Below are 22,440 nucleotides of genomic sequence, written 5' to 3'. Positions count from 1 at the left end.
GACCCGGATCGGCCGGGTCGCCCGGAAGACGCGGTACGAGGCGCGGTCGCCCTCCTCCGGCGCGTCGAGGACGTCGACGCCCTCGACCCGCAGCCCGTGCTCGCCGAGCAGATCCGTCCAGAGCTCCTCGCTCAGCCTCCACATCCGCACCGCCACCTCCCCGCCCCCGGCGAGCCGCAGGGTCTCGGGCCGGGCCTCGACGACCGTGGAGGGGCCGTCACCGCGTGCCTTGGTGTGCGGCACCGTGAAGCACAGCGTCCCGCCCGGGCGCAGCGCCCCCGCCAGGGCGGGCAGCAGGCGGCGCGGGTCGATGTACGGCACCGTGTCGACGGCGTAGACGACGTCGTACGGCTCCGCCGTGCCGAGGTGTTCGACGGCGTCGGCCCTGATCAGGCGCAGGCCGGGCAGGGAGCCGTAGCGGGCGCGGGCGCGTTCGTACTGGGCGGGGGAGGAGTCGACGGCGTCCACCGAGGCGCCGTACGCCCGGACGAGGTGCGCCGCGTGCCGGGCCGGGCCGCACCCGAGGTCCAGTACGCGCCGTCCGGTGAGCTCGCCGAGGATCTCCGCGCCCGGGCCGCTGCCCCGAGGGCCCCAGTCGAACCGTTCCAGCTCCGGCAGTTCGCTGCCGTGCCGCAGACGGTGGTCGCCATAGGCCTGCCAGGCCTCGGCGTCGACGGCGTCGGGGCCTGCGGGTCGTGTGGTCAACGTGCCTCCCGGGTGCGGTGGTCGAGGCTCGGAACCCTATGCGCGGTCGCAGCCCTTTGCCGTCCCGCATCTTGACGTGTACTTGACCATTGGCTTCTATGGGAGCGCTCCCACGCTCCTTCCGACCGACTCACCCACCCCCTGGAGCCGCAGTGAGAAGAACGCGAAAGAGCCCCTTGTCCACCCTCCTCGCCAGGCTGGCGGCCCTCGTCGGACTGGTGGTGCTCGGCGCCCTCTGTCCCGGCACCGCCCAGGCCGCCCAGGAGCCCGGCGTCCAGGCCACCGGCCTGCACATCAGCAACGGACGCCTGGTCGAGGGCAACGGCAACGACTTCGTGATGCGCGGCGTCAACCACGCCCACACCTGGTACCCGAACGAGCTGGACTCGCTGGCCGACATCAAGGCGCAGGGCGCCAACACCGTCCGGGTGGTCCTCGCCGACGGTCACCGCTGGACCGCCAACAGCGCCGCCGACGTGGCCGATGTCATCGCGCAGTGCAAGGCCAACCGGCTCATCTGCGTCCTGGAGGTCCACGACACCACCGGCTACGGCGAGGACAGCGCCGCCGGCACCCTCGACCAGGCCGCCGACTACTGGATCGGCCTGAAGGACGTCCTGGCCGGCCAGGAGAACTACATCGTCATCAACATCGGCAACGAGCCCTGGGGCAACACCGACCCTGCCGGCTGGACCGCCCCGACGATCGCCGCGATCAAGAAGCTGCGGAACGCCGGGTTCGAGCACACGATCATGGTGGACGCGCCCAACTGGGGCCAGGACTGGCAGCAGGTCATGCGCACCAACGCCCAGGCCGTGTACGCCGCCGACACCACCGGCAACCTCATCTTCTCGATCCACATGTACAGCGTCTTCGACACCGCCGCCGAGGTCACCGACTATCTCAACGCCTTCGTCAGCGCCAAACTGCCCATCCTCATCGGGGAGTTCGGCGGACCCGCCGACCAGTGGGGCGATCCAGACGAGGACACCATGATGGCCACGGCCCAACAGCTCGGACTCGGTTACCTCGCCTGGTCCTGGAGCGGCAACACCGACCCGGTCCTCGACCTCGTGCTGAACTTCGACCCGGCGCGGATGACGTCGTGGGGTCAGCGCGTCTTCAACGGGGCCAACGGCATCGCCCAGACCGCCAAGGAGGCCACCGTCTTCGGCGGCGGCTCCACCGACACCCAGGCCCCGACCGCTCCCGGCACACCCACCGCCTCCGTGGTGACGGCGACCTCCGCCCACCTGTCCTGGACGGCGTCCTCTGACAACGTTGGCGTGGCGGGGTACGACGTGGTCCGCGTCAGCGGCGGCACCGAGACCAAGGTGGCGGCCTCGACGACGAGTTCGGTGACCGTGACCGGCCTGTCCGCCGGCACGGCGTACTCCTTCGCCGTCTACGCCCGGGACGCCGCCGGCAACCGGTCGGCCCGTTCGGCGACGGTGAGCGTCACCACGGCGGACACGCCCGCCGGGAGCTGTTCCGTCGGCTACCGGGTGGTCGGCGAGTGGCAGGGCGGCTTCCAGGGCGAGATCGTCATCCGCAACACCGGCACCGCGGCCGTCACCGGCTGGCGACTCGGCTTCACCTTCGCCGACGGGCAGACGGTCTCCACCATGTGGGGCGGGACCGCCGCGCAGAGCGGTGGTGCGGTGACCGTCACCCCGGCGTCCTACACCAACACCATCGCGGCCGGAGGTGCGGTCACCCTCGGGTTCATCGGCGGCAAGGGTGCCACGAACACCGCACCCGCCGCTTTCACTCTCAACGGGGCGGCCTGCGTGAACGGTTGACGTCCCCCAGGTATCAGGTCAACTGTCCCGGACCCTTGACTCGGAACGCGCCCGCTCGCGATCCTCGACGCATCTATTGCGCCGGTCATGACAAGTCCAAGGGCGGTCGAACGCCCTCGGTCGACGGCGCCTCCCGCCGACCGAGGGACGTGGGCCATGGCTGGACGCTCCTGCCGCAGCCGCAAGAACATCACCGCCGTCTCCGTGCTCCTCCTGGTGCTGGCCGCGATCCTCGGCCCCACGCCGAGCTCGGCGGCCACCGACTGGTGGACACCGACGGCCAGGCCCGCTCCCGATGCCGGGGTGAACGTCACCGGAGCCCCCTTCACCGGCACCAACGCGGCCGGTGAGGTCCAGGGGTTCGTCGACGCCCACAATCACCTCTTCTCCAACGAGGCCTTCGGCGGCCGGCTGATCTGCGGCAAGGTGTTCTCCGAGGCCGGAGTCGCCGACGCGCTCAAGGACTGCCCCGAGCACTATCCCGACGGCACCCTCGCGATCTTCGACTACATCACCCACGGCGGCGACGGCAGGCACGACCCGACCGGCTGGCCCACCTTCGAGGACTGGCCGGCGTACGACTCGATGACGCACCAGGCGAACTACTACGCCTGGGTGGAGCGGGCCTGGCGCGGTGGCCAGCGGGTGCTGGTCAACGACCTCGTCACCAACGGGATGATCTGCTCGGTCTACCCCTTCAAGGACCGCGGCTGCGACGAGATGACGTCCATCCGCCTCCAGGCCAAGCTCACCTACGACCTCCAGGCCTTCATCGACAAGATGTACGGCGGCACCGGCAAGGGCTGGTTCCGGATCGTCACCGACAGCGCGCAGGCCCGACAGGTCGTCCAGCAGGGCAAGCTGGCCGTCGTCCTCGGCGTCGAGACCTCCGAGCCCTTCGGCTGCAAGCAGATCCTCGACATCGGCCAGTGCAGCAGGGCGGACATCGACAAGGGCCTCGACGAGCTGTACGGCCTTGGCGTGCGGTCGATGTTCCTGTGCCACAAGTTCGACAACGCCCTGTGCGGGGTCCGCTTCGACGAGGGTGGCCTCGGCACCGCCATCAACGTCGGTCAGTTCCTGTCCACCGGCACCTTCTGGAAGACCGAGGCCTGCAAGGGCCCGCAGCACGACAACCCCATCGGCACGGCGGCCTCCGAGGCCGAGGAGGACCTGCCGGCCGGGGTCGAGGTCCCGTCGTACGACAAGGCCGCGCAGTGCAACGTGCGCGGGCTCACCGAGCTCGGCGAGTACGCGGTGCGCGGCATGATGCAACGCAAGATGATGCTCGAGATCGACCACATGAGCGTCAAGGCCACCGGCCAGGTCCTCGACATCTTCGAGGCCGCGAACTACCCGGGCGTGCTCTCCTCGCACAGCTGGATGGACCTCAACTGGACCGAGCGGGTCTACTCGTTGGGCGGTTTCGTGGCCCAGTACATGCACGGCTCCGAAGGGTTCGCCGCGGAGGCGAGGCGCACCGACGCGCTGCGCGCCAAGTACGACGTGGGCTACGGCTACGGCACCGACTTCAACGGCATCGGAGACCACCCCGCACCGCGCGGGGCGGACGCGGCGAACAAGGTGACGTACCCCTTCAGGAGCGTCGACGGCGGCTCGGTCGTCGACAGGCAGACGTCCGGACAGCGCACCTTCGACTTCAACACCGACGGGGCGGCCCATGTCGGCCTGATCCCGGACTGGATCGAGGACATCCGCCTCGTCGGCGGACAGGGCGTGGTCGACGACCTGTTCCGGGGCGCCGAGTCCTACCTCGACACCTGGGGCGCCTCCGAGCGGCACCAGGCGTCCGTCGACCTGGCCCACGGGCGTACGGCCACGGCCAGTTCGTCGGAGTCCAACCCCTTCACCAGCTACCAGCCCGGGCGGGCCGTGGACGGCGACGAATCCAGCCGCTGGGCGAGCGACTGGAGCGACGACCAATGGTGGCAGGTCGACCTGGGCGCCACCAACCTGGTCTCCAAGGTCACGCTCGACTGGGAGCGGGCGTACGGGAAGTCGTACCGGATCGAGCTGTCGACGGACGGCACGAACTGGACGACCGCCTGGGCCACGACCTCCGGTGACGGCGGGCTCGACACCGCCAGGTTCGCGGGCACACCGGCCCGCTACGTCCGCGTCCACGGCCTCGACCGCGGCACCGACTGGGGATACTCGCTCCACGAGGTCGGCGTCCACAGCGGCTGACCGGATCGACAGCGGGGGACACGCATGGCACGCATGCCGTCGGCCGAGCGGCGCAGACAGCTCACGGAAGCCGCGATCAGGGCGATGGCCCGGGACGGTGTCGCCAGGACGACGACCCGGTCCATCGCCGCCGAGGCCGGCGTGTCCCTCAGCGTCTTCCACTACTGCTTCGACTCCAAGCAGGCCCTCGTCGAGGCGGTGATCACCACGCTCACCGACCACTCGGTGAGCGTGGTGCGGGAGGCCCTGCGCCCCAAGGGCACCCTGGAGGAGACCGTCGCCGCCGGCTTCCGGGCATACTGGGACCACGTCCGCGCCCACCCGGAAGCGCACATGCTCACCTACGAGCTCACGCAGTACGCGCTGCGCGAGCCCGGGTTCGGGCATCTCGCCAGGCGCCAGTACGAGCTCTACGGCGAGGCCTACGCCGAGCTCATCGAGCAGCTCCGCGGCGACATGGACCTGGAGCTGGGGGTGCCCGTCTCCGTCCTGGCCCGCTATCTGGCGGCCATGACCGACGGGCTCACCCTCAACTACCTCGTCCTCGGCGACGCGGCCGCCTGGGCGGACATCCTCGACACCGTCACGGCCCACATCGCGGGCCTGGTGCGCTGAGAGCGGTCAGGATCGGAGAAGCGCGGGCCGGGGACCGTGACTAGCGTGACGGGCATGGACATCCGGATTCGGGCGAGCTTCCTCCCGCACGACGACCCGGAGGCCTCGCTGGCCTTCTACCGGGACGTACTGGGTTTCGAGGTGCGCGGTGACGTGGGCCGCGGCCAGATGCGCCGGATCACCGTCGGTCCCGCGGGCCGGGCCGGTGCCGCGGTCGTGCTGCGCGCCGCGGGCGGTGACCCCGAGCTCCTGCTCGCCGCCCCGGGCCTCGACTCCGTCTTCGAGTGGCTCCAGTCCCGCGCCGAGGTGATCCAGGAACCGATCGAGCAGCCGTACGGCATGCGGGACTGCGCCTTCCTCGACCCCGCGGGCAACACGATCCGCGTCCAGGAGCTGCGCTGAGACGTGCGCGTCGACATAGTGTTCGAAGTTGTCGAAACGGGAGGACCAGTCACCATGAGCAAGGCCACGCGGACCGACGCGCCGCACGCCGCTGACAGCCACGACCTGATCCGCGTGCACGGGGCGCGCGAGAACAACCTCAAGGACGTCAGCATCGAGATCCCGAAACGCCGGCTCACGGTCTTCACCGGGGTCTCCGGTTCCGGCAAGAGCTCGCTGGTGTTCGACACCATCGCCGCCGAGTCGCAGCGGCTGATCAACGAGACCTACAGCGCCTTCGTGCAGGGCTTCATGCCCACCCTGGCCCGGCCCGAGGTCGACGTCCTCGACGGCCTGACCACCGCCATCACCGTCGACCAGCAGCGCCTGGGCGGCGACCCGCGCTCCACCGTCGGCACCGTCACCGACACCAACGCGATGCTGCGGATCCTCTTCAGCAGGCTCGGCACCCCGCACATCGGCTCGCCCAAGGCGTTCTCCTTCAACGTCGCCTCCATCAGCGGAGCGGGCGCGGTGACCGTGGAGCGCGCCGGGCAGACCGTGAAGGAGCGCCGCAGCTTCAGCATCGTCGGCGGCATGTGCCCGCGCTGCGAGGGCCGGGGCACGGTCAACGACATCGACCTCACTCAGCTCTACGACGACTCCAAGTCGCTGAACGAGGGCGCCATGACCATCCCCGGCTACAAGGCCGGCGGCTGGAACTACCGCCTGTACAGCGAGTCCGGCTTCTTCGACGCGGACAAGCCGATCCGCAGGTTCACCAAGCGCGAGCTCCAGGACTTCCTGTACCGGGAACCCACCCGGATGAAGATCGCGGGCATCAACATGACCTACGAGGGTCTCGTCCCGCGCATCCAGAAGTCGATGCTCGCCAAGGACCGCGAGTCGATGCAGCCGCACATCCGCGAGTTCGTGGACCGCGCGATCACCTTCATGGTCTGCCCCGACTGCGAGGGCACCCGGCTCAACGAGGGCGCCCGGTCCTCGAAGATCAAGGGGATCAGCATCGCCGACGCCTGCGCGATGCAGATCAGCGACCTCGCCGAGTGGGTGCGCGCGCTGGACGAGCCGTCGGTGGGACCGCTGCTCACGGCGCTGGGGGAGACCCTCGACTCCTTCGTGGAGATCGGGCTCGGCTACCTCTCCCTGGACCGCCCCTCGGGCACGCTGTCCGGCGGCGAGGCGCAGCGCACCAAGATGATCCGCCACCTGGGCTCCTCGCTCACCGACGTCACCTACGTCTTCGACGAGCCGACGATCGGGCTGCACCCCCATGACATCCAGCGCATGAACAACCTGCTGCTGCGCCTGCGGGACAAGGGCAACACGGTCCTCGTCGTGGAGCACAAGCCGGAGACGATCGTGATCGCCGACCACGTCGTCGACCTCGGCCCCGGAGCCGGAACCGCGGGCGGCTCGGTCTGCTTCGAGGGCACCGTGGACGGGCTGCGGACCAGCGGCACCGTCACCGGCCGCCACTTCGACGACCGGGCCGGGCTCAAGGACTCGGTCCGCAAGGCCACCGGCGCGCTGGAGATCCGGGGCGCGAGCACGCACAACCTCCGGGACGTCGACGTCGACATCCCGCTCGGGGTGCTGACCGTGATCACCGGGGTCGCCGGGTCCGGCAAGAGCTCGCTGGTGCACGGGTCGATCCCGGCCGCCGAGGGGGTCGTCTCCGTCGACCAGGGCGCCATCCGCGGTTCCCGGCGCAGCAACCCGGCGACGTACACGGGACTGCTGGAGCCGATCCGCAAGGCGTTCGCGAAGGCCAACGGCGTGAAGCCGGCGCTGTTCAGCGCGAACTCCGAGGGGGCGTGCCCGACCTGCAACGGGGCTGGAGTCGTCTACACCGACCTCGCGATGATGGCCGGGGTCGCGACGACCTGTGAGGAGTGCGAGGGGAAGCGGTTCCAGGCCTCGGTCCTCGAGTACCACCTCGGCGGCCGGGACATCAGCGAGGTGCTCGCGATGCCGGTGACGGAGGCGCTGGACTTCTTCGACACCGGCGAGGCGCGTACGCCGGCCGCGCACAGGATCCTGGAACGCCTCTCGGACGTCGGGCTCGGCTACCTCACCCTCGGCCAGCCGCTCACCACGCTGTCCGGCGGTGAGCGGCAGCGGCTGAAACTGGCGACCCACATGGGTGAGAAGGGCGGCGTGTACATCCTCGACGAGCCGACGACCGGGCTCCACCTCGCCGACGTCGAGCAGTTGCTCGGCCTGCTGGACCGGCTCGTCGACTCCGGCAAGTCCGTCATCGTCGTCGAGCACCACCAGGCGGTCATGGCCCACGCCGACTGGATCATCGACCTCGGCCCCGGCGCGGGCCACGACGGCGGCCGGATCGTCTTCGAGGGGACTCCGGCGGAGCTCGTCGCCACGGGGGGCACGCTCACGGCGGAGCATCTGGCGGCGTACGTGGGGAAGTGACGCACCGCGTCCACAGCCGCAGCGTGAACCAGGTCGTCCTGCCCTCGTCGGCGGGCGGAAGCCCCAGGTGCCGGCGAGGGTCCTGACCGGAAGCAGACCACGGCCGGACTCCTCGTCGTCGGCGGCCTTCGGGCCTGGGGCAGGGAGCCCTCGGCGTGCTGAACGGCATTGGTGTGGGTCTCCGGCCCCTTGACCCGATGTCTCCCCTCCCCGATGCTCAGTTGCGCATAGCAGTACCCGTCGCGAATGAGGCAACCGAGCGCAGTCGCTTCGACCTCGAGGGTGGTGCTGTGAGAGACCGTGCTTCGTTGCATAGTGTGCGCGGAGTTGTGTATTTCGAAACCCTGACGCCCGTGCGGCCATGGCCTGTGGACGCCTTGACAAGGGTTTGCGGGCGCCCTCACACTGACGTTGCGTTCAACGCAATCCGTTTCGCTATACGCACCGAGGTGTCATGATGATTCCCGCGTGCCGTCTCGTGGATCTCCCCCGAGGCGAGGCCTACCGGCTCGACATCGATCCGCCGGTCTCGGTGTTCCACACCGACGACGGCGAGGTCTTCGCCATCGACGACACCTGCACCCATCAGGACGCCTCGCTCGCCGACGGCTGGCTGGAGGGCTGCGAGGTCGAATGCCCGCTGCACGCCTCGAAGTTCGACCTGCGGACCGGTGCCGTGGACGCCCCGCCGGCCAAGCGTCCGGTCCGCACCCACGAGGTCCACGTCGAGGACGGCATGATCTACGTGCGGCTCTCCCTGGACGCCCCCAACCTGCCGCCCTGCGTCGCGGCCAGGCTCGCCGGCGGACCCGCGTGAGGACGGTCGCCGTGGTCGGCGCCTCGCTCGCCGGACTGTCGGCGGCGCGCTCGCTGCGCAGGCAGGGCTACGACGGGCGGCTCGTGGTCATCGGCGACGAGCTCCACCGCCCGTACGACCGGCCCCCGTTGTCCAAGGAGTTCCTGGCCGGCTCCCTGGCCGAGAGCGAACTCGCGCTGGAGCCGGACGACGAGGACCTGCGGGCCGACTGGCTGCTCGGCGTCCGCGCCGTCGGTCTCGACGGCCCGCGGCGCGTCGTACGGCTCGCCGACGGCGGCGAGGTGCGGGCGGACGGCGTCGTCATCGCGACCGGCGCCGCCGCCCGGACCCTGCCCGGCGCGGACGCCCTGGCCGGGGTGCACACCCTGCGCACACTGGACGACGCCCGCGCCCTGCGCGACGAACTGGCCCTCGGGGGACGGCTGGTGGTGATCGGCGGTGGCTTCATCGGCGCCGAGGTCGCCTCCACCGCGTACGCCCTCGGACTCGACGTGACCGTCGTGGAGGCGGCCCCCACCCCGCTGGCCGGACCGCTCGGCCAGACCATGGGCGGCATCGTCTCCGCCCTCCACGCGGACCACGGCGTACGGCTGCTGTGCGGGGTGGGCGTCAAGGGACTGCGCGGCGGGAGCCGTGTCGACGCCGTCCTGCTGGCGGACGGCCGCACTCTCGCGGCCGACACCGTGGTCGTGGGGGTCGGCGCCCGCCCGTGCGTCGAGTGGCTCGCGGGCTCGGGCCTGAGGCTCGACGACGGCGTCACCTGCGGCGCCGACGGCCGCACCGAACTGCCCGGTGTCGTCGCGGTCGGCGACTGCGCCTCCTGGTACGACCCGCGCGCGGGCCTGCACCGCCGCGTCGAGCACTGGACCGGCGCCCGGGAGCGGCCCGACGCGGCCGTGACCGCGCTCCTGGCGGGCGGCGCGGTGGAACCGGGCGTGCCGAGGCCGCCGTACTTCTGGTCCGACCAGTACGGCGTGAAGATCCAGTTCGCCGGTCACGCGGCCGCCGCCGACAGCGTGACCATCGAGGAGGGCGCCGGGGACGACCGCAACGTCCTCGCCGTCTACCGGCGTTCCGGGCATCCGGTCGCCGTGCTCGGGATGAACCAGCCGCGGCTGTTCACGCGCTGGCGCAAGCAGCTCGCCGCCGCGGCCTGACAGCGCCGCCGCTGCCGCTCCGTCCAGAACGCCGTCCGCTCTTCCCGGCGTGCACCACCGGCCCACGACGTTCCCCGAGGAGTGCACTGTGACCTCGACCAGCCTGCCGGACAGCCTGATCGCCACCCTTCCCGGCACCTCCTACACCGATCCCGGGATCTTCGCGCAGGAGCAGGAGCGCATCTTCGAAGCGATGTGGTTCTGCGCCGTCCGCGCCTCCGACCTGCCCAGGCCCGGTGCCTTCCGGACCGTGGAGGTGGGCCGGGAGAGCATCCTGATCACGCGTGCGCGGGACGGCTCGCTGCGCGCGTACTTCAACGTCTGCCGTCATCGGGGCGCCAGACTGTGCACGCAGGAGTCAGGGGAGGTGAAGCGGGCCTTCCAATGCCCCTACCACGCCTGGACGTACGACCTGACGGGCAAGCTGGTGGCCGCGCCGAACCTGACCAAGATGCCGGACGTGGGCCGTACCGAGTACGGCCTGGCGAGCGTGGCGGTGTGCGAGTGGCTCGGCTATGTGTGGGTGTGCCTGGCCGAGGACCCGCCGCCCTTCGAGGAGGTCGTCCAAGACGTGGTCGCGCGCCTCGGCGACACCGAGTCGATCGAGCACTACGACATCGCGGGGCTGGAGGTCGGCCGGCGGATCGTCTACGACGTCAGGGCCAACTGGAAGCTGATCGTCGAGAACTTCATGGAGTGCTACCACTGCGCGACGATCCATCCCGAACTCACCGAGGTGCTCCCGGAGTTCGCCGACGGATACGCGGCCCAGTACTACGTGGGGCACGGCGCCGAGTTCGGCGAGGACGTCAGGGGCTTCACCGTCGACGGCTCGGAGGGGCTCGACCGGATCCCGGGGGTCTCCGCGGAGCAGGACCGCCGGTACTACGCGATCACCGTGCGACCGCAGGTGTTCGTCAACCTCGTGCCCGACCACGTGATCTTCCACCGGATGTACCCGGTGGCGGTGGACCGGACGGTCGTGGAGTGCGACTGGCTGTACCTGCCGGACGTCGTGCGCAGCGGGAAGGACGTCAGCCGGTCGGTGGAGCTGTTCGACCGGGTCAACCGGCAGGACTTCGACGCCTGCGAGCGCACCCAGCCCGGCATGCGCTCACGGCTGTACGCCAAGGGCGGTGTGCTGGTCCCCAGCGAGCACCACATCGGCGAGTTCCACGACTGGGTCCAGGGACGGCTGGGGGCTCAGCCCGGGCCGGGGGCTCAGCCGAGGCCGGGGGCCCAGCCCGGGCCGGGGGCTCAGCCCAGGTAACCCATCCGGTGACTGATCTCCTCGGCACCCTTGACCAGGACGGGGGCGAGCTCGTGCAGGCGCTCCTCGGAGAGCCGGTACGAGGGCCCCGAGGCGCTGAGCGCCGCGATGACCTCTCCGTCCCGGTCCCGGACCGGCGCGGCCATGGCGTGCAGACCGAGCTCCAGCTCCTCCAGGGCCCAGGCGTAACCCCGCTCCCGGGCCTCGGCGAGGTTCTTCTCCAGCTTCGTCTTCGCGGTGATGGTGCGCGGGGTGACCTTCTTCAGGCCCGTCTCGGTCAGCAGCGCGGAGCGCTCCTCGGCGGGCAGGTGGGCCAGCAGGATCTTGCCGCTCGACGTGGCGTGCAGCGGGGTGAGCTGTCCGACCCAGTTCTGCGCGGTGACGGCACCCGGGCCGCGCACCTGGTAGAGGTTGACCGCGTACCGCTCCTGCAGCACGGCGAGGTTCACCGTCTCGCCGATCTCCTCGGCGAGGTCCTCGCAGACCGGACGGCTCTGCTGGGTGATGTCGATGCGTCCGGTGACCGCGCCGGCCAGGCGCACGATGCCGAAACCGAGCCGGTACTTGCCGCGCTCACCCGCCTGTTCCACCAGGCCGCGCGCTTCCAGGGCGCCGAGGAGCCGGAACGCCGTGGACTTGTGGACGTCGATCTCGGCGGCCACCTCGCTGACCCCGGCCTCGCCGCGCTGGGCCAGGATCTCCATGACGTGAATGGCCCGGTCGACGGACTGCACTCCGCCGCTCGACGACCCTGTCGTTTCGTTATCCGGGTTGTAGTTGCTCACAACGCAACTATACGGCGGGTAAACAACAAGGACGTGAGTCTGTTTCGCGGACCCCGTGCATGTGTCGTGGAAGTTGCGCGCTTCGCAACCTGGTGCGTATTGCGATACCCGTACTAGCATGCCGCGCGTATCGACGGCGCGAGCGAGACGAGGCACCATGGCTCCTCAGCAGTACGACTTCGTCATCGTCGGTGGTGGATCGGCCGGCAGCGCACTGGCCAACCGGCTCTCCGCCGACCCGGGCAACCGGGTGCTGGTCCTGGAGGCGGGCCGGCCGGACTACCCGTGGGACGTCTTCATCCACATGCCCGCGGCGCTGACCTACCCGATCGGCAGCCGCTTCTACGACTGGAAGTACGAGTCCGAGCCCGAACCGCACATGGGCGGGCGCCGCGTCTACCACGCCCGCGGCAAGGTGCTGGGCGGCTCCAGCAGCATCAACGGCATGATCTTCCAGCGCGGCAACCCCATGGACTACGAGCGCTGGGCCGCCGATCCCGGCATGGAGACCTGGGACTACGCGCACTGTCTGCCGTACTTCAAGCGCATGGAGAACTGTCTCGCGGCCGACCCGGACGACGAGTTCCGCGGTCACGACGGCCCGCTCGTCCTGGAGCGGGGCCCGGCCACCAACCCGCTCTTCGACGCCTTCCTCAAGGCCACCGAGGAGGCGGGGTACGCGCCGACCGACGACGTCAACGGCTACCGGCAGGAAGGCTTCGCCAAGTTCGACCGCAACGTCCATCGCGGCCGCAGGCTGTCCGCCTCCAAGGCCTATCTGAAGCCGGCCAGGAAGCGGCCCAACCTCACGGTCACCACCCGCGCCCTCGTCACCCGCGTCCTGTTCGAGGGCAAGCGGGCCGTCGGCGTCGAGTACCGGCACGGCCGCGGGGCGCCGCGGCAGGTGCGCGCGGCGGAGGTGATCCTGTGCGGCGGCGCGATCAACTCCCCGCAGCTGCTCCAGCTGTCCGGCATCGGCAACGCCGAGGAACTGCGGGCCCTGGGCATCGACGTCGTCCACGACCTGCCGGGCGTCGGCGAGAACCTCCAGGACCACCTGGAGGTGTACATCCAGTACGCCTGCAAGCAGCCCGTCTCCGTGCAGCCGTACCTCGCGAAATGGCGCGCCCCCTTCATCGGCCTGCAATGGCTGTTCCGCACGGGCCCGGCCGCCACCAACCACTTCGAGGCGGGCGGGTTCTGCCGCAGCAACGACGACGTGGACTACCCCAACCTGATGTTCCACTTCCTGCCGGTCGCGGTCCGCTACGACGGCTCCGTGCCCGCCGGCGGCCACGGCTACCAGGTGCACGTGGGGCCCATGTACTCGGACGCCCGCGGCTCCGTGAAGATCAGGAGCCGGGACCCGGAGGAGCACCCGGCACTGCGCTTCAACTACCTGTCCACCGCGCAGGACCGCCGCGAGTGGGTCGAGGCGGTCCGCGTCGCCCGCAGGCTGCTCAACCAGCCGGCCCTGGCTCCCTACAACGACGGGGAGATCTCGCCCGGCCCGTCCGTCGCGACCGACGAGGAGATCCTCGCCTGGGTCGCCAAGGACGGCGAGACCGCCCTGCACCCCTCCTGCACCTGCCGGATGGGCACCGACGAGACGGCCGTGGTGAACCCCGCCGACATGCGGGTGCACGGGGTCGAGGGCCTGCGGGTCGTCGACGCGTCGGTGATGCCCTACGTCACCAACGGCAACATCTACGCGCCGGTCATGATGATCGCGGAGAAGGCGGCCGACCTCATCCTCGGCAACCAGCCGCTCGAGCCCTCCGAGGCCGTGTACTACCGGCACCGGGACGCCCGTACGCAGGCCGGGTAACACGGATTTCGCACGCGGACGCTTGTGCCGGAAACCCGCCGGGCCCCCCTCGCGCACAAGGCGTCCGCGTGCCCAAACCGTCATCCCCCAACCCCTTGACGTGGATTGCCGCATTCTCCAGAGTGTTCCACCACAAGCAATGCGATGCGCCATGCGCAACGAAATCGCTCGAAGGGCTCCCGACGTGGCAGACCTGTACGTGGACGGTGAATGGCGGGAGCCGGTGGCCGGAGGGCGCCGGGAGATCCGGTGTCCCGCCGACGGCACGCTCTCCGCCACCGTGTCCGAGGCGACGCGCCCCGACACCGAGCCCGCCGTCGCGGCCGCCCGCCGGGCCTTCGACGAAGGGCCCTGGCCGCACACCCCCGAGCGGGAGCGGGGCGCCCTGCTGCTGCGCACCGCCGACCTGATCGAGCGCGACGCCAAGGAGTTCGCCCGGGCCGAGTCGCTGGACACCGGCAAGCGGCTGGTGGAGAGCGAGTACGACATCGCCGACGTCGTCTCCTGTCTCCGCTACTACGGCGGGCTCGGCGGCACCGACGCCGGCCGCGTGATCGACACCGGACGGGACGACGCCGTCAGTCGTGTGGTCCACGAGCCGATCGGGGTCTGCGCACTGATCACACCCTGGAACTACCCTCTGCTGCAAGCGAGTTGGAAAGTCGCCCCGGCCCTTCTGGCCGGCAACACGATCGTCCTCAAGCCCAGCGAACTGACCCCCTCGACCTCCGTCCTGCTGATGAAGGCACTGGAGGAGGCCGGACTCCCCGCCGGCGCGGCGAACCTCGTCCTCGGCACCGGTCCGGAGGTGGGGGCGCCGCTCGCCGAGGACCCCCGCGTCGACATGGTCTCCTTCACCGGGGGCGTGGAGACCGGCAAACGGATCATGGCGACCGCCGCCGCGACCGTGAAGAAGGTCGCCCTGGAACTCGGCGGCAAGAACCCCAACGTCGTCTTCGCCGACGCCGACTTCGAGACGGCCGTGGACTTCGCGCTCACGGCCGTCTTCCTGCACTCCGGGCAGGTCTGCTCGGCCGGCGCCCGGCTGATCGTCGAGGACCGCCTGCACGACCGCTTCGTCGACGAGGTGGTCCGCCGCGCCCGGCGGATCCGCCTCGGCGGCCCCTTCGACCCCGAGGCCGAGACCGGGGCACTGATCTCCGCGCGGCACCTGGCGAAGGTCGAGGCGTATGTCGCGGCCGGTCTGGAGGAGGGTGCCGTCCTGCGCTGCGGCGGCGAACGGCCCGCCGACCCGGACCTCGCGCACGGCCACTACTACCCGCCCACCGTGCTCGACGAGTGCCGGCAGGACATGCGGGTGGTGCACGAGGAGTCCTTCGGGCCGGTGCTCACCGTGGAGCGCTTCACCGATGAGGACGACGCCGTGCGCATCGCCAACGACACCGAGTACGGGCTCGCCGGGGCGGTCTGGACGCAGGACGCCGGCAAGGCCCAGCGGGTCGCGCGCCGGCTGCGGCACGGCACGGTGTGGATCAACGACTACCACCCCTATGTGCCGCAGGCCGAGTGGGGTGGCTTCGGACACTCCGGAGTGGGCCGGGAACTGGGACCGACCGGCCTCGACGAGTACCGCGAGCCCAAGCACATCTGGCAGAACATCCAACCCCGGCCGCAGCACTGGTTCCGCGGCTGAACGCCGAGAAGAGGTCGACCATGACCCCAACCCAGACCGAGGTGCCGCCGCGCCGCGGCACCCCCGAGGACGCGGCCCCCACGCCCGTCATATCCGTACGCGGGCTGTGGAAGGTGTTCGGGCCGCAGGCGGACCAGGTACCGGACTCCGAGGAGCTGCGCGGCCTCACCCGCCGCGAACTCATGGACCGCGCCGGCTGCACCGCCGCCGTGCGCGACGTGAGCTTCGACGTCGCGCCCGGCGAGGTCTTCGTCGTCATGGGACTCTCCGGCTCCGGCAAGTCCACCCTGGTGCGCTGCCTCACCCGGCTGATCGAGCCCACCGCCGGCGAGATCGTCTTCGAGGGCGAGGACATCCGGGACGCCGACGAGAAGCGGCTGCGGGAACTGCGGCGCAGCAAGTTCTCCATGGTCTTCCAGCACTTCGGTCTGCTGCCCCACCGCCGCGTCGTCGACAACGTGGCGTTCGGACTGGAGATCCGCGGCACGGGCCGGACCGAGCGCACCAGGCGGGCGCTGGAGGTGGTCGAACTCGTCGGCCTCGCGGGCTACGAGAACTCCTACCCGGACCAGCTCTCCGGCGGCATGCAGCAACGCGTGGGGCTGGCAAGGGCGTTGGCCGGCGATCCGGACGTCCTCCTCTTCGACGAGCCCTTCTCGGCGCTCGACCCGCTGATCCGCCGTGACATGCAGAACGAGGTCATCCGGCTGCACCACGAGGTCGGCAAGACCATGGTGTTCATCACCCACGACCTCTCCGAGGCACTGAAGCTCGGCGACCGCATCCTCATCATGCGGGACGGAAAGACGGTCCAGTGCGGCACCGGCGACGAACTGGTCGGCGCCCCCGCCGACGACTACGTGCGCGACTTCGTCAAGGACGTGCCGCGCGGCGACGTGCTGACCCTGCGCTGGATCATGCGCCCGGCCACCCCCGAAGACCCCCTGGACGGCCCCGAGTTGGGCCCGGACGTGGTGGTGAAGGAGGCCACCCGGGCGGTGCTCGCGGCAGAGAAGCCCGTCAAGGTCGTCGAGAACGGCGAACTGCTCGGCATCGTCGGCGACGAGGAGATCCTCGCGGTGGTCGCCGGGCAGGAAGGCGACGCCTGATGACCGTCGCCATGGAGAAACCCGAGACGTCGGGGGAGGCCGAGCAGGCCCCGCCGCCACCCGCCGCTCCGGTCCGCAGGATCAGCCGGTCCATGGTGGTCGGCGCCGTCCTGGTCGTCTGGCTCGTCCTCTTCCTCGTCCTGCGCGGGAAGCAGACCCTGTCGCTCGCCGCGGCCGATCTCACCGAACTGCACCACCGGCTCAACGACGTCAACGACTCCATCGGCGCCAACCGCAACTCCAACCCGCTGTTCCTGTACTTCTTCAACGAGATCCGGCTGGTCATCGACAACCTGGTGACCTTCGTGCAGGACCTGATCTCCCAGCCGTCCGGCGACCGCCCGCTCCCGCAGATCGGCTGGCTCGGGGTCGTCGGGCTGGCCGGCTACGTCTCCTGGGCGGTCGCCAACTGGCGGGTCGCGCTGCTGGCCGTGGCCGGCTTCACCTTCCTCGGGCTCCAGGGTCTGTGGCAGGAGAGCATGGACACCCTGGCGCTGACCCTGTCCGCGGTCCTGGTGGCGCTGCTGTTCGCCCTCCCGCTGGGCGTGTGGGCGGGCCTGTCCGAGCGGGTCAACCGGATCGTCACCCCGTTCCTGGACTTCATGCAGACGATGCCGACCTTCGTCTACCTGGCACCCCTGACCCTGTTCTTCCTCATCGGCGGGGCCTCCGCCACCATCGCCACCGTCATCTACGCGGCGCCCCCGGCCATCCGCATCACCGCGCACGCCATCCGCTCCGTGCCCGCGACGACGGTCGAGGCGGCCGACTCCCTGGGCGCCACCCGACGGCAGACGCTGCTCAAGGTCCTGCTGCCGATGTCCGGGCGGACCGTGGTGATGGGCGTCAACCAGACCATCATGGCCGCCCTGGCCATGGTGACCATCGCGGCCCTGATCGACGCGCCCGGCCTCGGCAAGACCGTCGTCCAGGCCCTCCAGTCCCTCGACGTCGGCACGGCCTTCAACGCGGGCCTCGCCATCGTCGTCATGGCGATCGTCCTGGACCGGGTCACCACCGCGGCGAGCGGACGCGCGGAGGCGGCCCGGCGGTCCGGCGGCCCGCTGCTCAAGTGGCGCCGGCACCTGCTCGTCGCCGGGGGAGCGGTGGCGGCGGTACTCGTCTACCTCTCGCACACCTACGTGTGGGCGGCCGAGTTCCCCGGCGACGGAAGCACCGGCAGCACCATCGCCAAGGCCGCCGACGACGTGACCACCTGGGCGCAGGACAACCTGTCCGGGCTCACCAACGGCTTCCGTGACGTCATCACCGACGGACTGCTCAACCCGTTCCAGACGCTGCTCACCGACTCCCCGTGGTGGCTCGTGGGCGCGGCCCTGCTCGGGATCGCCGTGGTCCTCGGCGGACGGCGGGCCGGGATCACCACCGCCGTGTGCGTGGGCCTGCTGGTCGCCACCGGCGTGTGGTCGGACGGGATGACGACCCTGGCCTCGACCCTCGTGGCGACCGTGCTGGTCATGCTCCTCGGCGTGGTGGTCGGGGTGTGGATGGGGCGCAGCGCGCTGGTGGACCGGCTGGTCCGGCCCACCCTCGACGCGGCCCAGGTCATGCCGCCCTTTGTCTATCTCGTGCCGTTCCTCGCGCTGTTCGGCGCGACCCGGTTCACGGCCATCGTCGCCGCGATCGTCTACGCGGCACCGGTCGCCATCAAGATCATCGCGGACGGGGTGCGGACCGTGCCCGCGACCACCGTCGAGGCGGCCACCTCCGCCGGGTGCAGCACCTGGCAGATCATCACCAAGGTCCAACTGCCGATGGCCCGCGGCGCGCTGACGCTCGCGACCAACCAGGGCCTGATCTACGTGCTGTCGATGGTGGTCGTCGGCGGCCTCGTGGGTGCGGGCGCCCTCGGCTACGACGTGGTCGCCGGGTTCTCGCAGGGACAGCTCTACGGCAAGGGCCTGGCGGCCGGACTCGCCATCGTCCTGCTCGGCGTCATGTTCGACCGGATCACCCAGGCCGCGGCTCGCCGCACCAGCGCATGAACGCCGTATCGGCGCACGATTAAGGAGCACCACACGATGGCAAGACACTGGCGAGCCGGCGCGGCCGGCCTGGCCGTCCTCGGCCTCACCCTCACGGCCTGCGGCGGCGCGAAGGTCGGCGACTCCTCGGAGGCCGGCGGTTCGGGCGGCTCCGGCAAGTGCGGCACCTTCAACCTCGCGGTCAACCCGTGGGTGGGCTACGAGGCGGACGCGGCGGTCGTCGCGTACGTCGCCGAGCACGACCTGAAGTGCAAGGTGACCAAGAAGGACCTCAAGGAGGAGATCGCCTGGCAGGGCTTCGGCACCGGCGAGGTCGACACCGTCCTGGAGAACTGGGGCCACGACGACCTGAAGAAGAAGTACATCACCCAGCAGAAGACCGCCGTGGAGGCCGGCTCCACCGGCAACAAGGGCATCATCGGCTGGTACGTGCCGCCGTGGCTGGCCAAGGCCCACCCGGACATCACGGACTGGAAGAACCTCAACAAGTACGCCGCGAAGTTCAAGACCTCGGAGTCCGGCGGCAAGGGCCAGCTCCTGGACGGCGACCCGTCGTACGTCACCAACGACGAGGCCCTGGTGAAGAACCTGAAGCTGGACTTCAAGGTGGTGTACGCGGGCAGCGAGACCGCGCTGATCCAGGCGTACCGCAACGCCGAGAAGAACAAGGAGTGGGTGATCGGCTACTTCTACGAGCCGCAGTGGTTCCTCTCCGAGGTGCCGCTGGTCAAGGTCGACCTGCCCGCGTACAAGTCGGGCTGCGACGCCGACCCGGCCAAGGTCGCCTGCGACTACCCCGTCTACGACCTCGACAAGATCGTCAGCGCCAGGTTCGCCAAGTCGGGCAGCCCCGCCTACGACCTGGTGAAGAAGTTCAACTGGACCAACGACGACCAGAACACCGTGGCCAAGTACATCGCGGTGGACAAGATGACGCCGGAGGCGGCGGCGAAGAAGTGGGTCGACGCCAACCGCGGCAAGGTCGACGCCTGGATCAAGTAACCCTGTCCAGGAGGCCCGGTGGGCGGCACGCGCGCGCGTGCCGCCCACCGGGCCCCGCCGTTTTCCGGGGTTGTCGCGGGACGTTCTCCGACGTCACGGGAGCTCTTGACACCCACCGGCACGGCGGGCACATTGAGTTGCGCAGCCTGAATCATGTTGCGTAAAAAGCAACTTACCGGAGGTGCGGCGATGGCGGGACCCCGAGTGGTCATCATCGGAGCGGGCGTCGTCGGGGCGGCCCTCGCCGACGAGATCTCCGCGCGAGGCTGGACCCGGGTGACCGTGGTCGACCAGGGACCGCTCCCTGCCACCGGAGGGTCGTCGTCGCACGCCCCCGGCCTGGTCTTCCAGGCCAACCCCTCCAAGACCATGACCGAGCTGGCCCGCTACACCGTCGAGAAGCTCTCCTCCCTGGACGTCGACGGACAGCCCTGCTTCCTCCAGGTCGGCGGCCTGGAGGTGGCGACCACCCCGGAGCGCGTCACCGAACTCCACCGCCGGCACGGCTGGCTCACCGCCTGGGGTGTCGAGTCGCGGATCCTGACCGCCGACGAGTGCGTCGACAAGCACCCCCTGGTCAGCCGCGAACGAGTCCTCGCCGGCCTGCACATCCCCACCGACGGCCTCGCCAAGGCCGTCCTCGCCGTCGAGGCGCAGATCCGCCGGGCCACCGAACGCGGCGTGACCTTCCTGGCCCGCCACGAGGTCCTGGACGTCCTCCAGGCCGACGGCGAGGTGACGGGCGTCCGCACCGACCGGGGCGACCTGGAAGCCGACATCGTCGTGTGCTGCGCCGGCATCTGGGGCCCGAGGATCGCCCGCATGGTCGGTATGAACCTCCCGCTGACCCCGCTCGCCCACCAGCTCGCCTGGACCGGTCCGGTCCCGGCACTCGCGGGGCAGACCGAGGAGGCGGTGCGCCCGATCCTGCGCCACCAGGACGCGGACCTCTACTACCGCGACCGCCACGACACCCTCGGCATCGGCTACTACGGCCACCGCCCCATGCCGGTCACCGCCGACGAGATCCTCTCCGTCGACGAGGCCGACGCGATGCCCTCGGTCCTCAAGTTCACCGAGGACGACTTCGCGGACGCCTGGACCGAGACGCAGTCCCTGCTGCCCGCGACGAAGGACGCCAAGGTCGAGGAGGGCATCAACGGCCTGTTCTCCTTCACCACCGACGGCCTGCCCCTGCTCGGCGAGTCCCCGGACGTCAAGGGCTTCTGGGTCGCCGAGGCCGTCTGGGTCACCCACTCCGCAGGCGTCGGACGGGCGGTCGCCGAATGGCTCGTGGACGGCCACTGCTCCTCCTTCGACCTCCACGAGTGCGACGTCAACCGCTTCGAACCGCACCAGCTCTCCCCGGAGTACGTCCTGGCCCGCGACTGCCGCAACTTCGTCGAGGTCTACGACATCCTCCATCCGCTGGAGCCGTCCGGGGACCCGCGCCCGATCCGCACCAGCCCCTTCCACTCCCGCCAGCAGGAGCTCGGCGCCTTCTTCCTGGAGGCGAACGGCTGGGAGCGGCCGCACTGGTACGAGGCCAACGCGGGCTTGGTGGAGGGCCGTTCGATCGTCACGCCCAACGACTGGGCCGCCCGGTACTGGTCGCCCGTCGTCGGTGCCGAGGCCCAGACCACCCGCGAGACCGTCGCGATGTACGACATGACGGCCCTCAAGCGCCTGGAGGTGAGCGGCCGGGGCGCCGCCGACTTCCTGGAGCGGCTGTGCACCGGCAAGGTCGCCAAGTCCGTCGGCTCGGTGACGTACACCCTGCTGCTCGACCACGACGGCGGCATCCGCAGCGACATCACCGTCGCCCGGCTCGCCCCCGACGTCTTCCAGGTCGGCGCCAACGGCAACCTCGACCTCGACTGGTTCACCCGCCACCTCCCCGCCGACGGCACCGTCCAGGTCCGTGACATCACCCCCGGCACCTGCTGCATCGGCCTGTGGGGACCGCTCGCCCGGGACGTCCTCCAGCCGCTCACGGACGAGGACTTCTCGGCGACGGGCCTGAAGTACTTCCGCGCCAGGCGGGCCCACATCGGGTCCGTCCCGGTGACCGCCATGCGCCTGTCGTACGTCGGCGAGCTCGGCTGGGAGCTGTACACCACGGCCGACCTGGGCCTGAAGCTGTGGGACACCCTGTGGCGGGCGGCGAAGCCGCTGGGCGGGATCGCGGCAGGCCGGGGCGCCTTCAACAGCCTCCGCCTGGAGAAGGGTTACCGCTCCTTCGGCACCGACATGACCTACGAGCACGACCCCTACGAGGCCGGCGTCGGCTTCGCGGTCAGGGCCGACAAGGAGGACTTCGTCGGGAAGGCGGCGCTGGAACGCCGCCGGGCCGACGTGCGGCGGAAGTTGACCTGCCTGACCATCGAGGACCCGCGGTCCGTCGTCATGGGCAAGGAGCCGGTGTACGACGGGCGGCGCGCGGTCGGCTACGTCACCAGCGCCGCCTTCGGCCACACGATCGGCAAGGGCATCGCCTACGCCTGGCTGCCGGCGGAGCTCGCGGTGACCGGGCGGGTGCTGCACATCGGTTACTTCGACCAGCGGGTGGAGGCGGTCGTGGCCGAGGAGCCGCTGTTCGACCCGGCGATGTCCCGTCTCCGGGGCTGAGCGGCAGCGCGGCGCGGGC

The 22,440-nt window shown here is 70.5% G+C and carries 16 protein-coding genes; 14 read left to right on the top strand and 2 right to left on the bottom strand.

All coding sequences use genetic code 11. The features are described 5' to 3' along the window. Window positions 1–705 (bottom strand): class I SAM-dependent methyltransferase (locus AOJ26_RS19480; protein WP_159044326.1); only part of this gene is annotated, 705 nt, incomplete at its 3' end. Between the two features lie 98 nt (window positions 706–803). Between AOJ26_RS19480 and AOJ26_RS19475 the strand changes: the two genes are divergently transcribed. The 8 genes from AOJ26_RS19475 to AOJ26_RS19440 all read left to right on the top strand — a co-directional run bounded on the left by AOJ26_RS19475 (window position 804) and on the right by AOJ26_RS19440 (window position 11,409). Further along, a complete protein-coding gene (locus AOJ26_RS19475) occupies window positions 804–2,507 on the top strand; it encodes a cellulase family glycosylhydrolase (RefSeq protein WP_078959966.1) in 1,704 nt (567 codons plus the stop codon). A 156-nt stretch (window positions 2,508–2,663) separates the two neighbouring features. Next, the gene (locus tag AOJ26_RS19470) at window positions 2,664–4,715 is read left to right on the top strand and encodes a discoidin domain-containing protein (protein ID WP_053849592.1); all 2,052 of its coding nucleotides are present in this window, start codon (window positions 2,664–2,666) and stop codon (window positions 4,713–4,715) included. A gap of 24 nt (window positions 4,716–4,739) precedes the next feature. Next, on the top strand, window positions 4,740–5,330 hold the full coding sequence (locus AOJ26_RS19465) for a TetR/AcrR family transcriptional regulator (RefSeq protein WP_053849591.1): 591 nt from the start codon (window positions 4,740–4,742) through the stop codon (window positions 5,328–5,330). A gap of 54 nt (window positions 5,331–5,384) precedes the next feature. After that, window positions 5,385–5,732 carry a VOC family protein gene (locus AOJ26_RS19460; RefSeq protein ID WP_053849595.1) on the top strand — a complete coding sequence of 116 codons (348 nt, stop codon included), beginning with the start codon at window positions 5,385–5,387 and terminating at the stop codon, window positions 5,730–5,732. Between the two features lie 54 nt (window positions 5,733–5,786). Further along, window positions 5,787–8,165, top strand: a complete 2,379-nt coding sequence (locus AOJ26_RS19455; RefSeq protein ID WP_053849590.1) for an ATP-binding cassette domain-containing protein — start codon at window positions 5,787–5,789, stop codon at window positions 8,163–8,165. A gap of 454 nt (window positions 8,166–8,619) precedes the next feature. Then, a complete protein-coding gene (locus AOJ26_RS19450) occupies window positions 8,620–8,982 on the top strand; it encodes a bifunctional 3-phenylpropionate/cinnamic acid dioxygenase ferredoxin subunit (protein ID WP_037710117.1) in 363 nt (120 codons plus the stop codon). Then, window positions 8,979–10,139, top strand: coding sequence for an NAD(P)/FAD-dependent oxidoreductase (locus AOJ26_RS19445; protein ID WP_053849589.1), 1,161 nt, complete (start codon window positions 8,979–8,981; stop codon window positions 10,137–10,139). The genes AOJ26_RS19450 and AOJ26_RS19445 overlap by 4 nt, the downstream gene beginning before the upstream one ends. 88 nt (window positions 10,140–10,227) lie before the next feature. After that, the gene (locus AOJ26_RS19440) at window positions 10,228–11,409 is read left to right on the top strand and encodes an aromatic ring-hydroxylating oxygenase subunit alpha (protein ID WP_053849588.1); all 1,182 of its coding nucleotides are present in this window, start codon (window positions 10,228–10,230) and stop codon (window positions 11,407–11,409) included. Here AOJ26_RS19440 and AOJ26_RS19435 read toward each other — a convergent pair. Beyond that, window positions 11,397–12,143, bottom strand: coding sequence for an IclR family transcriptional regulator (locus AOJ26_RS19435; protein ID WP_053849587.1), 747 nt, complete (start codon window positions 12,141–12,143; stop codon window positions 11,397–11,399). The genes AOJ26_RS19440 and AOJ26_RS19435 overlap by 13 nt on opposite strands. A gap of 208 nt (window positions 12,144–12,351) precedes the next feature. On the opposite strand from AOJ26_RS19435, the gene betA reads away from it, so the two are divergent. The 6 genes from betA (at window position 12,352) to AOJ26_RS19405 (ending at window position 22,421) form a co-directional block, all read left to right on the top strand. Further along, a complete protein-coding gene (betA, locus tag AOJ26_RS19430; protein ID WP_053849586.1) occupies window positions 12,352–14,022 on the top strand; it encodes a choline dehydrogenase in 1,671 nt (556 codons plus the stop codon). A 184-nt stretch (window positions 14,023–14,206) separates the two neighbouring features. Next, on the top strand, window positions 14,207–15,676 hold the full coding sequence (locus AOJ26_RS19425; RefSeq protein ID WP_053849585.1) for an aldehyde dehydrogenase family protein: 1,470 nt from the start codon (window positions 14,207–14,209) through the stop codon (window positions 15,674–15,676). 20 nt (window positions 15,677–15,696) lie between these two features. Further along, window positions 15,697–16,785 carry a quaternary amine ABC transporter ATP-binding protein gene (locus AOJ26_RS19420; RefSeq protein WP_053849584.1) on the top strand — a complete coding sequence of 363 codons (1,089 nt, stop codon included), beginning with the start codon at window positions 15,697–15,699 and terminating at the stop codon, window positions 16,783–16,785. After that, on the top strand, window positions 16,785–18,791 hold the full coding sequence (locus AOJ26_RS19415) for an ABC transporter permease (RefSeq protein WP_053849583.1): 2,007 nt from the start codon (window positions 16,785–16,787) through the stop codon (window positions 18,789–18,791). Before AOJ26_RS19420 ends, AOJ26_RS19415 begins: the two co-directional genes overlap by 1 nt. Before the next feature lie 36 nt (window positions 18,792–18,827). Further along, entirely contained in the window at window positions 18,828–19,793 is a 966-nt protein-coding gene (locus tag AOJ26_RS19410; RefSeq protein ID WP_053849582.1) for an ABC transporter substrate-binding protein, read from the top strand. A 189-nt stretch (window positions 19,794–19,982) separates the two neighbouring features. Next, window positions 19,983–22,421: a GcvT family protein gene (locus AOJ26_RS19405; RefSeq protein WP_053849581.1), complete on the top strand. Its 2,439-nt coding sequence runs from the start codon at window positions 19,983–19,985 to the stop codon at window positions 22,419–22,421. Window positions 22,422–22,440: the final 19 nt, after the last annotated feature.

The sequence above is a fragment of the Streptomyces sp. NRRL B-24085 genome (assembly GCF_001282115.1).
Classification (GTDB): domain Bacteria; phylum Actinomycetota; class Actinomycetes; order Streptomycetales; family Streptomycetaceae; genus Streptomyces.
Note: the sequence above shows the minus strand (reverse complement) of the source record. Positions and strands in the feature narration are given on the sequence as shown.

Bases quoted from the DNA above. Each gene is read 5' to 3' on its own strand.
- AOJ26_RS19405 (WP_053849581.1), top strand. From the start codon at position 19,983: ATGGCGGGACCCCGAGTGGTCATCATCGGAGCGGGCGTCGTCGGGGCG.
- betA (WP_053849586.1), top strand. From the start codon at position 12,352: ATGGCTCCTCAGCAGTACGACTTCGTCATCGTCGGTGGTGGATCGGCC.
- AOJ26_RS19415 (WP_053849583.1), top strand. From the start codon at position 16,785: ATGACCGTCGCCATGGAGAAACCCGAGACGTCGGGGGAGGCCGAGCAG.
- AOJ26_RS19460 (WP_053849595.1), top strand. From the start codon at position 5,385: ATGGACATCCGGATTCGGGCGAGCTTCCTCCCGCACGACGACCCGGAG.
- AOJ26_RS19455 (WP_053849590.1), top strand. From the start codon at position 5,787: ATGAGCAAGGCCACGCGGACCGACGCGCCGCACGCCGCTGACAGCCAC.
- AOJ26_RS19470 (WP_053849592.1), top strand. From the start codon at position 2,664: ATGGCTGGACGCTCCTGCCGCAGCCGCAAGAACATCACCGCCGTCTCC.
- AOJ26_RS19410 (WP_053849582.1), top strand. From the start codon at position 18,828: ATGGCAAGACACTGGCGAGCCGGCGCGGCCGGCCTGGCCGTCCTCGGC.
- AOJ26_RS19465 (WP_053849591.1), top strand. From the start codon at position 4,740: ATGGCACGCATGCCGTCGGCCGAGCGGCGCAGACAGCTCACGGAAGCC.
- AOJ26_RS19450 (WP_037710117.1), top strand. From the start codon at position 8,620: ATGATGATTCCCGCGTGCCGTCTCGTGGATCTCCCCCGAGGCGAGGCC.
- AOJ26_RS19420 (WP_053849584.1), top strand. From the start codon at position 15,697: ATGACCCCAACCCAGACCGAGGTGCCGCCGCGCCGCGGCACCCCCGAG.
- AOJ26_RS19475 (WP_078959966.1), top strand. From the start codon at position 804: ATGGGAGCGCTCCCACGCTCCTTCCGACCGACTCACCCACCCCCTGGA.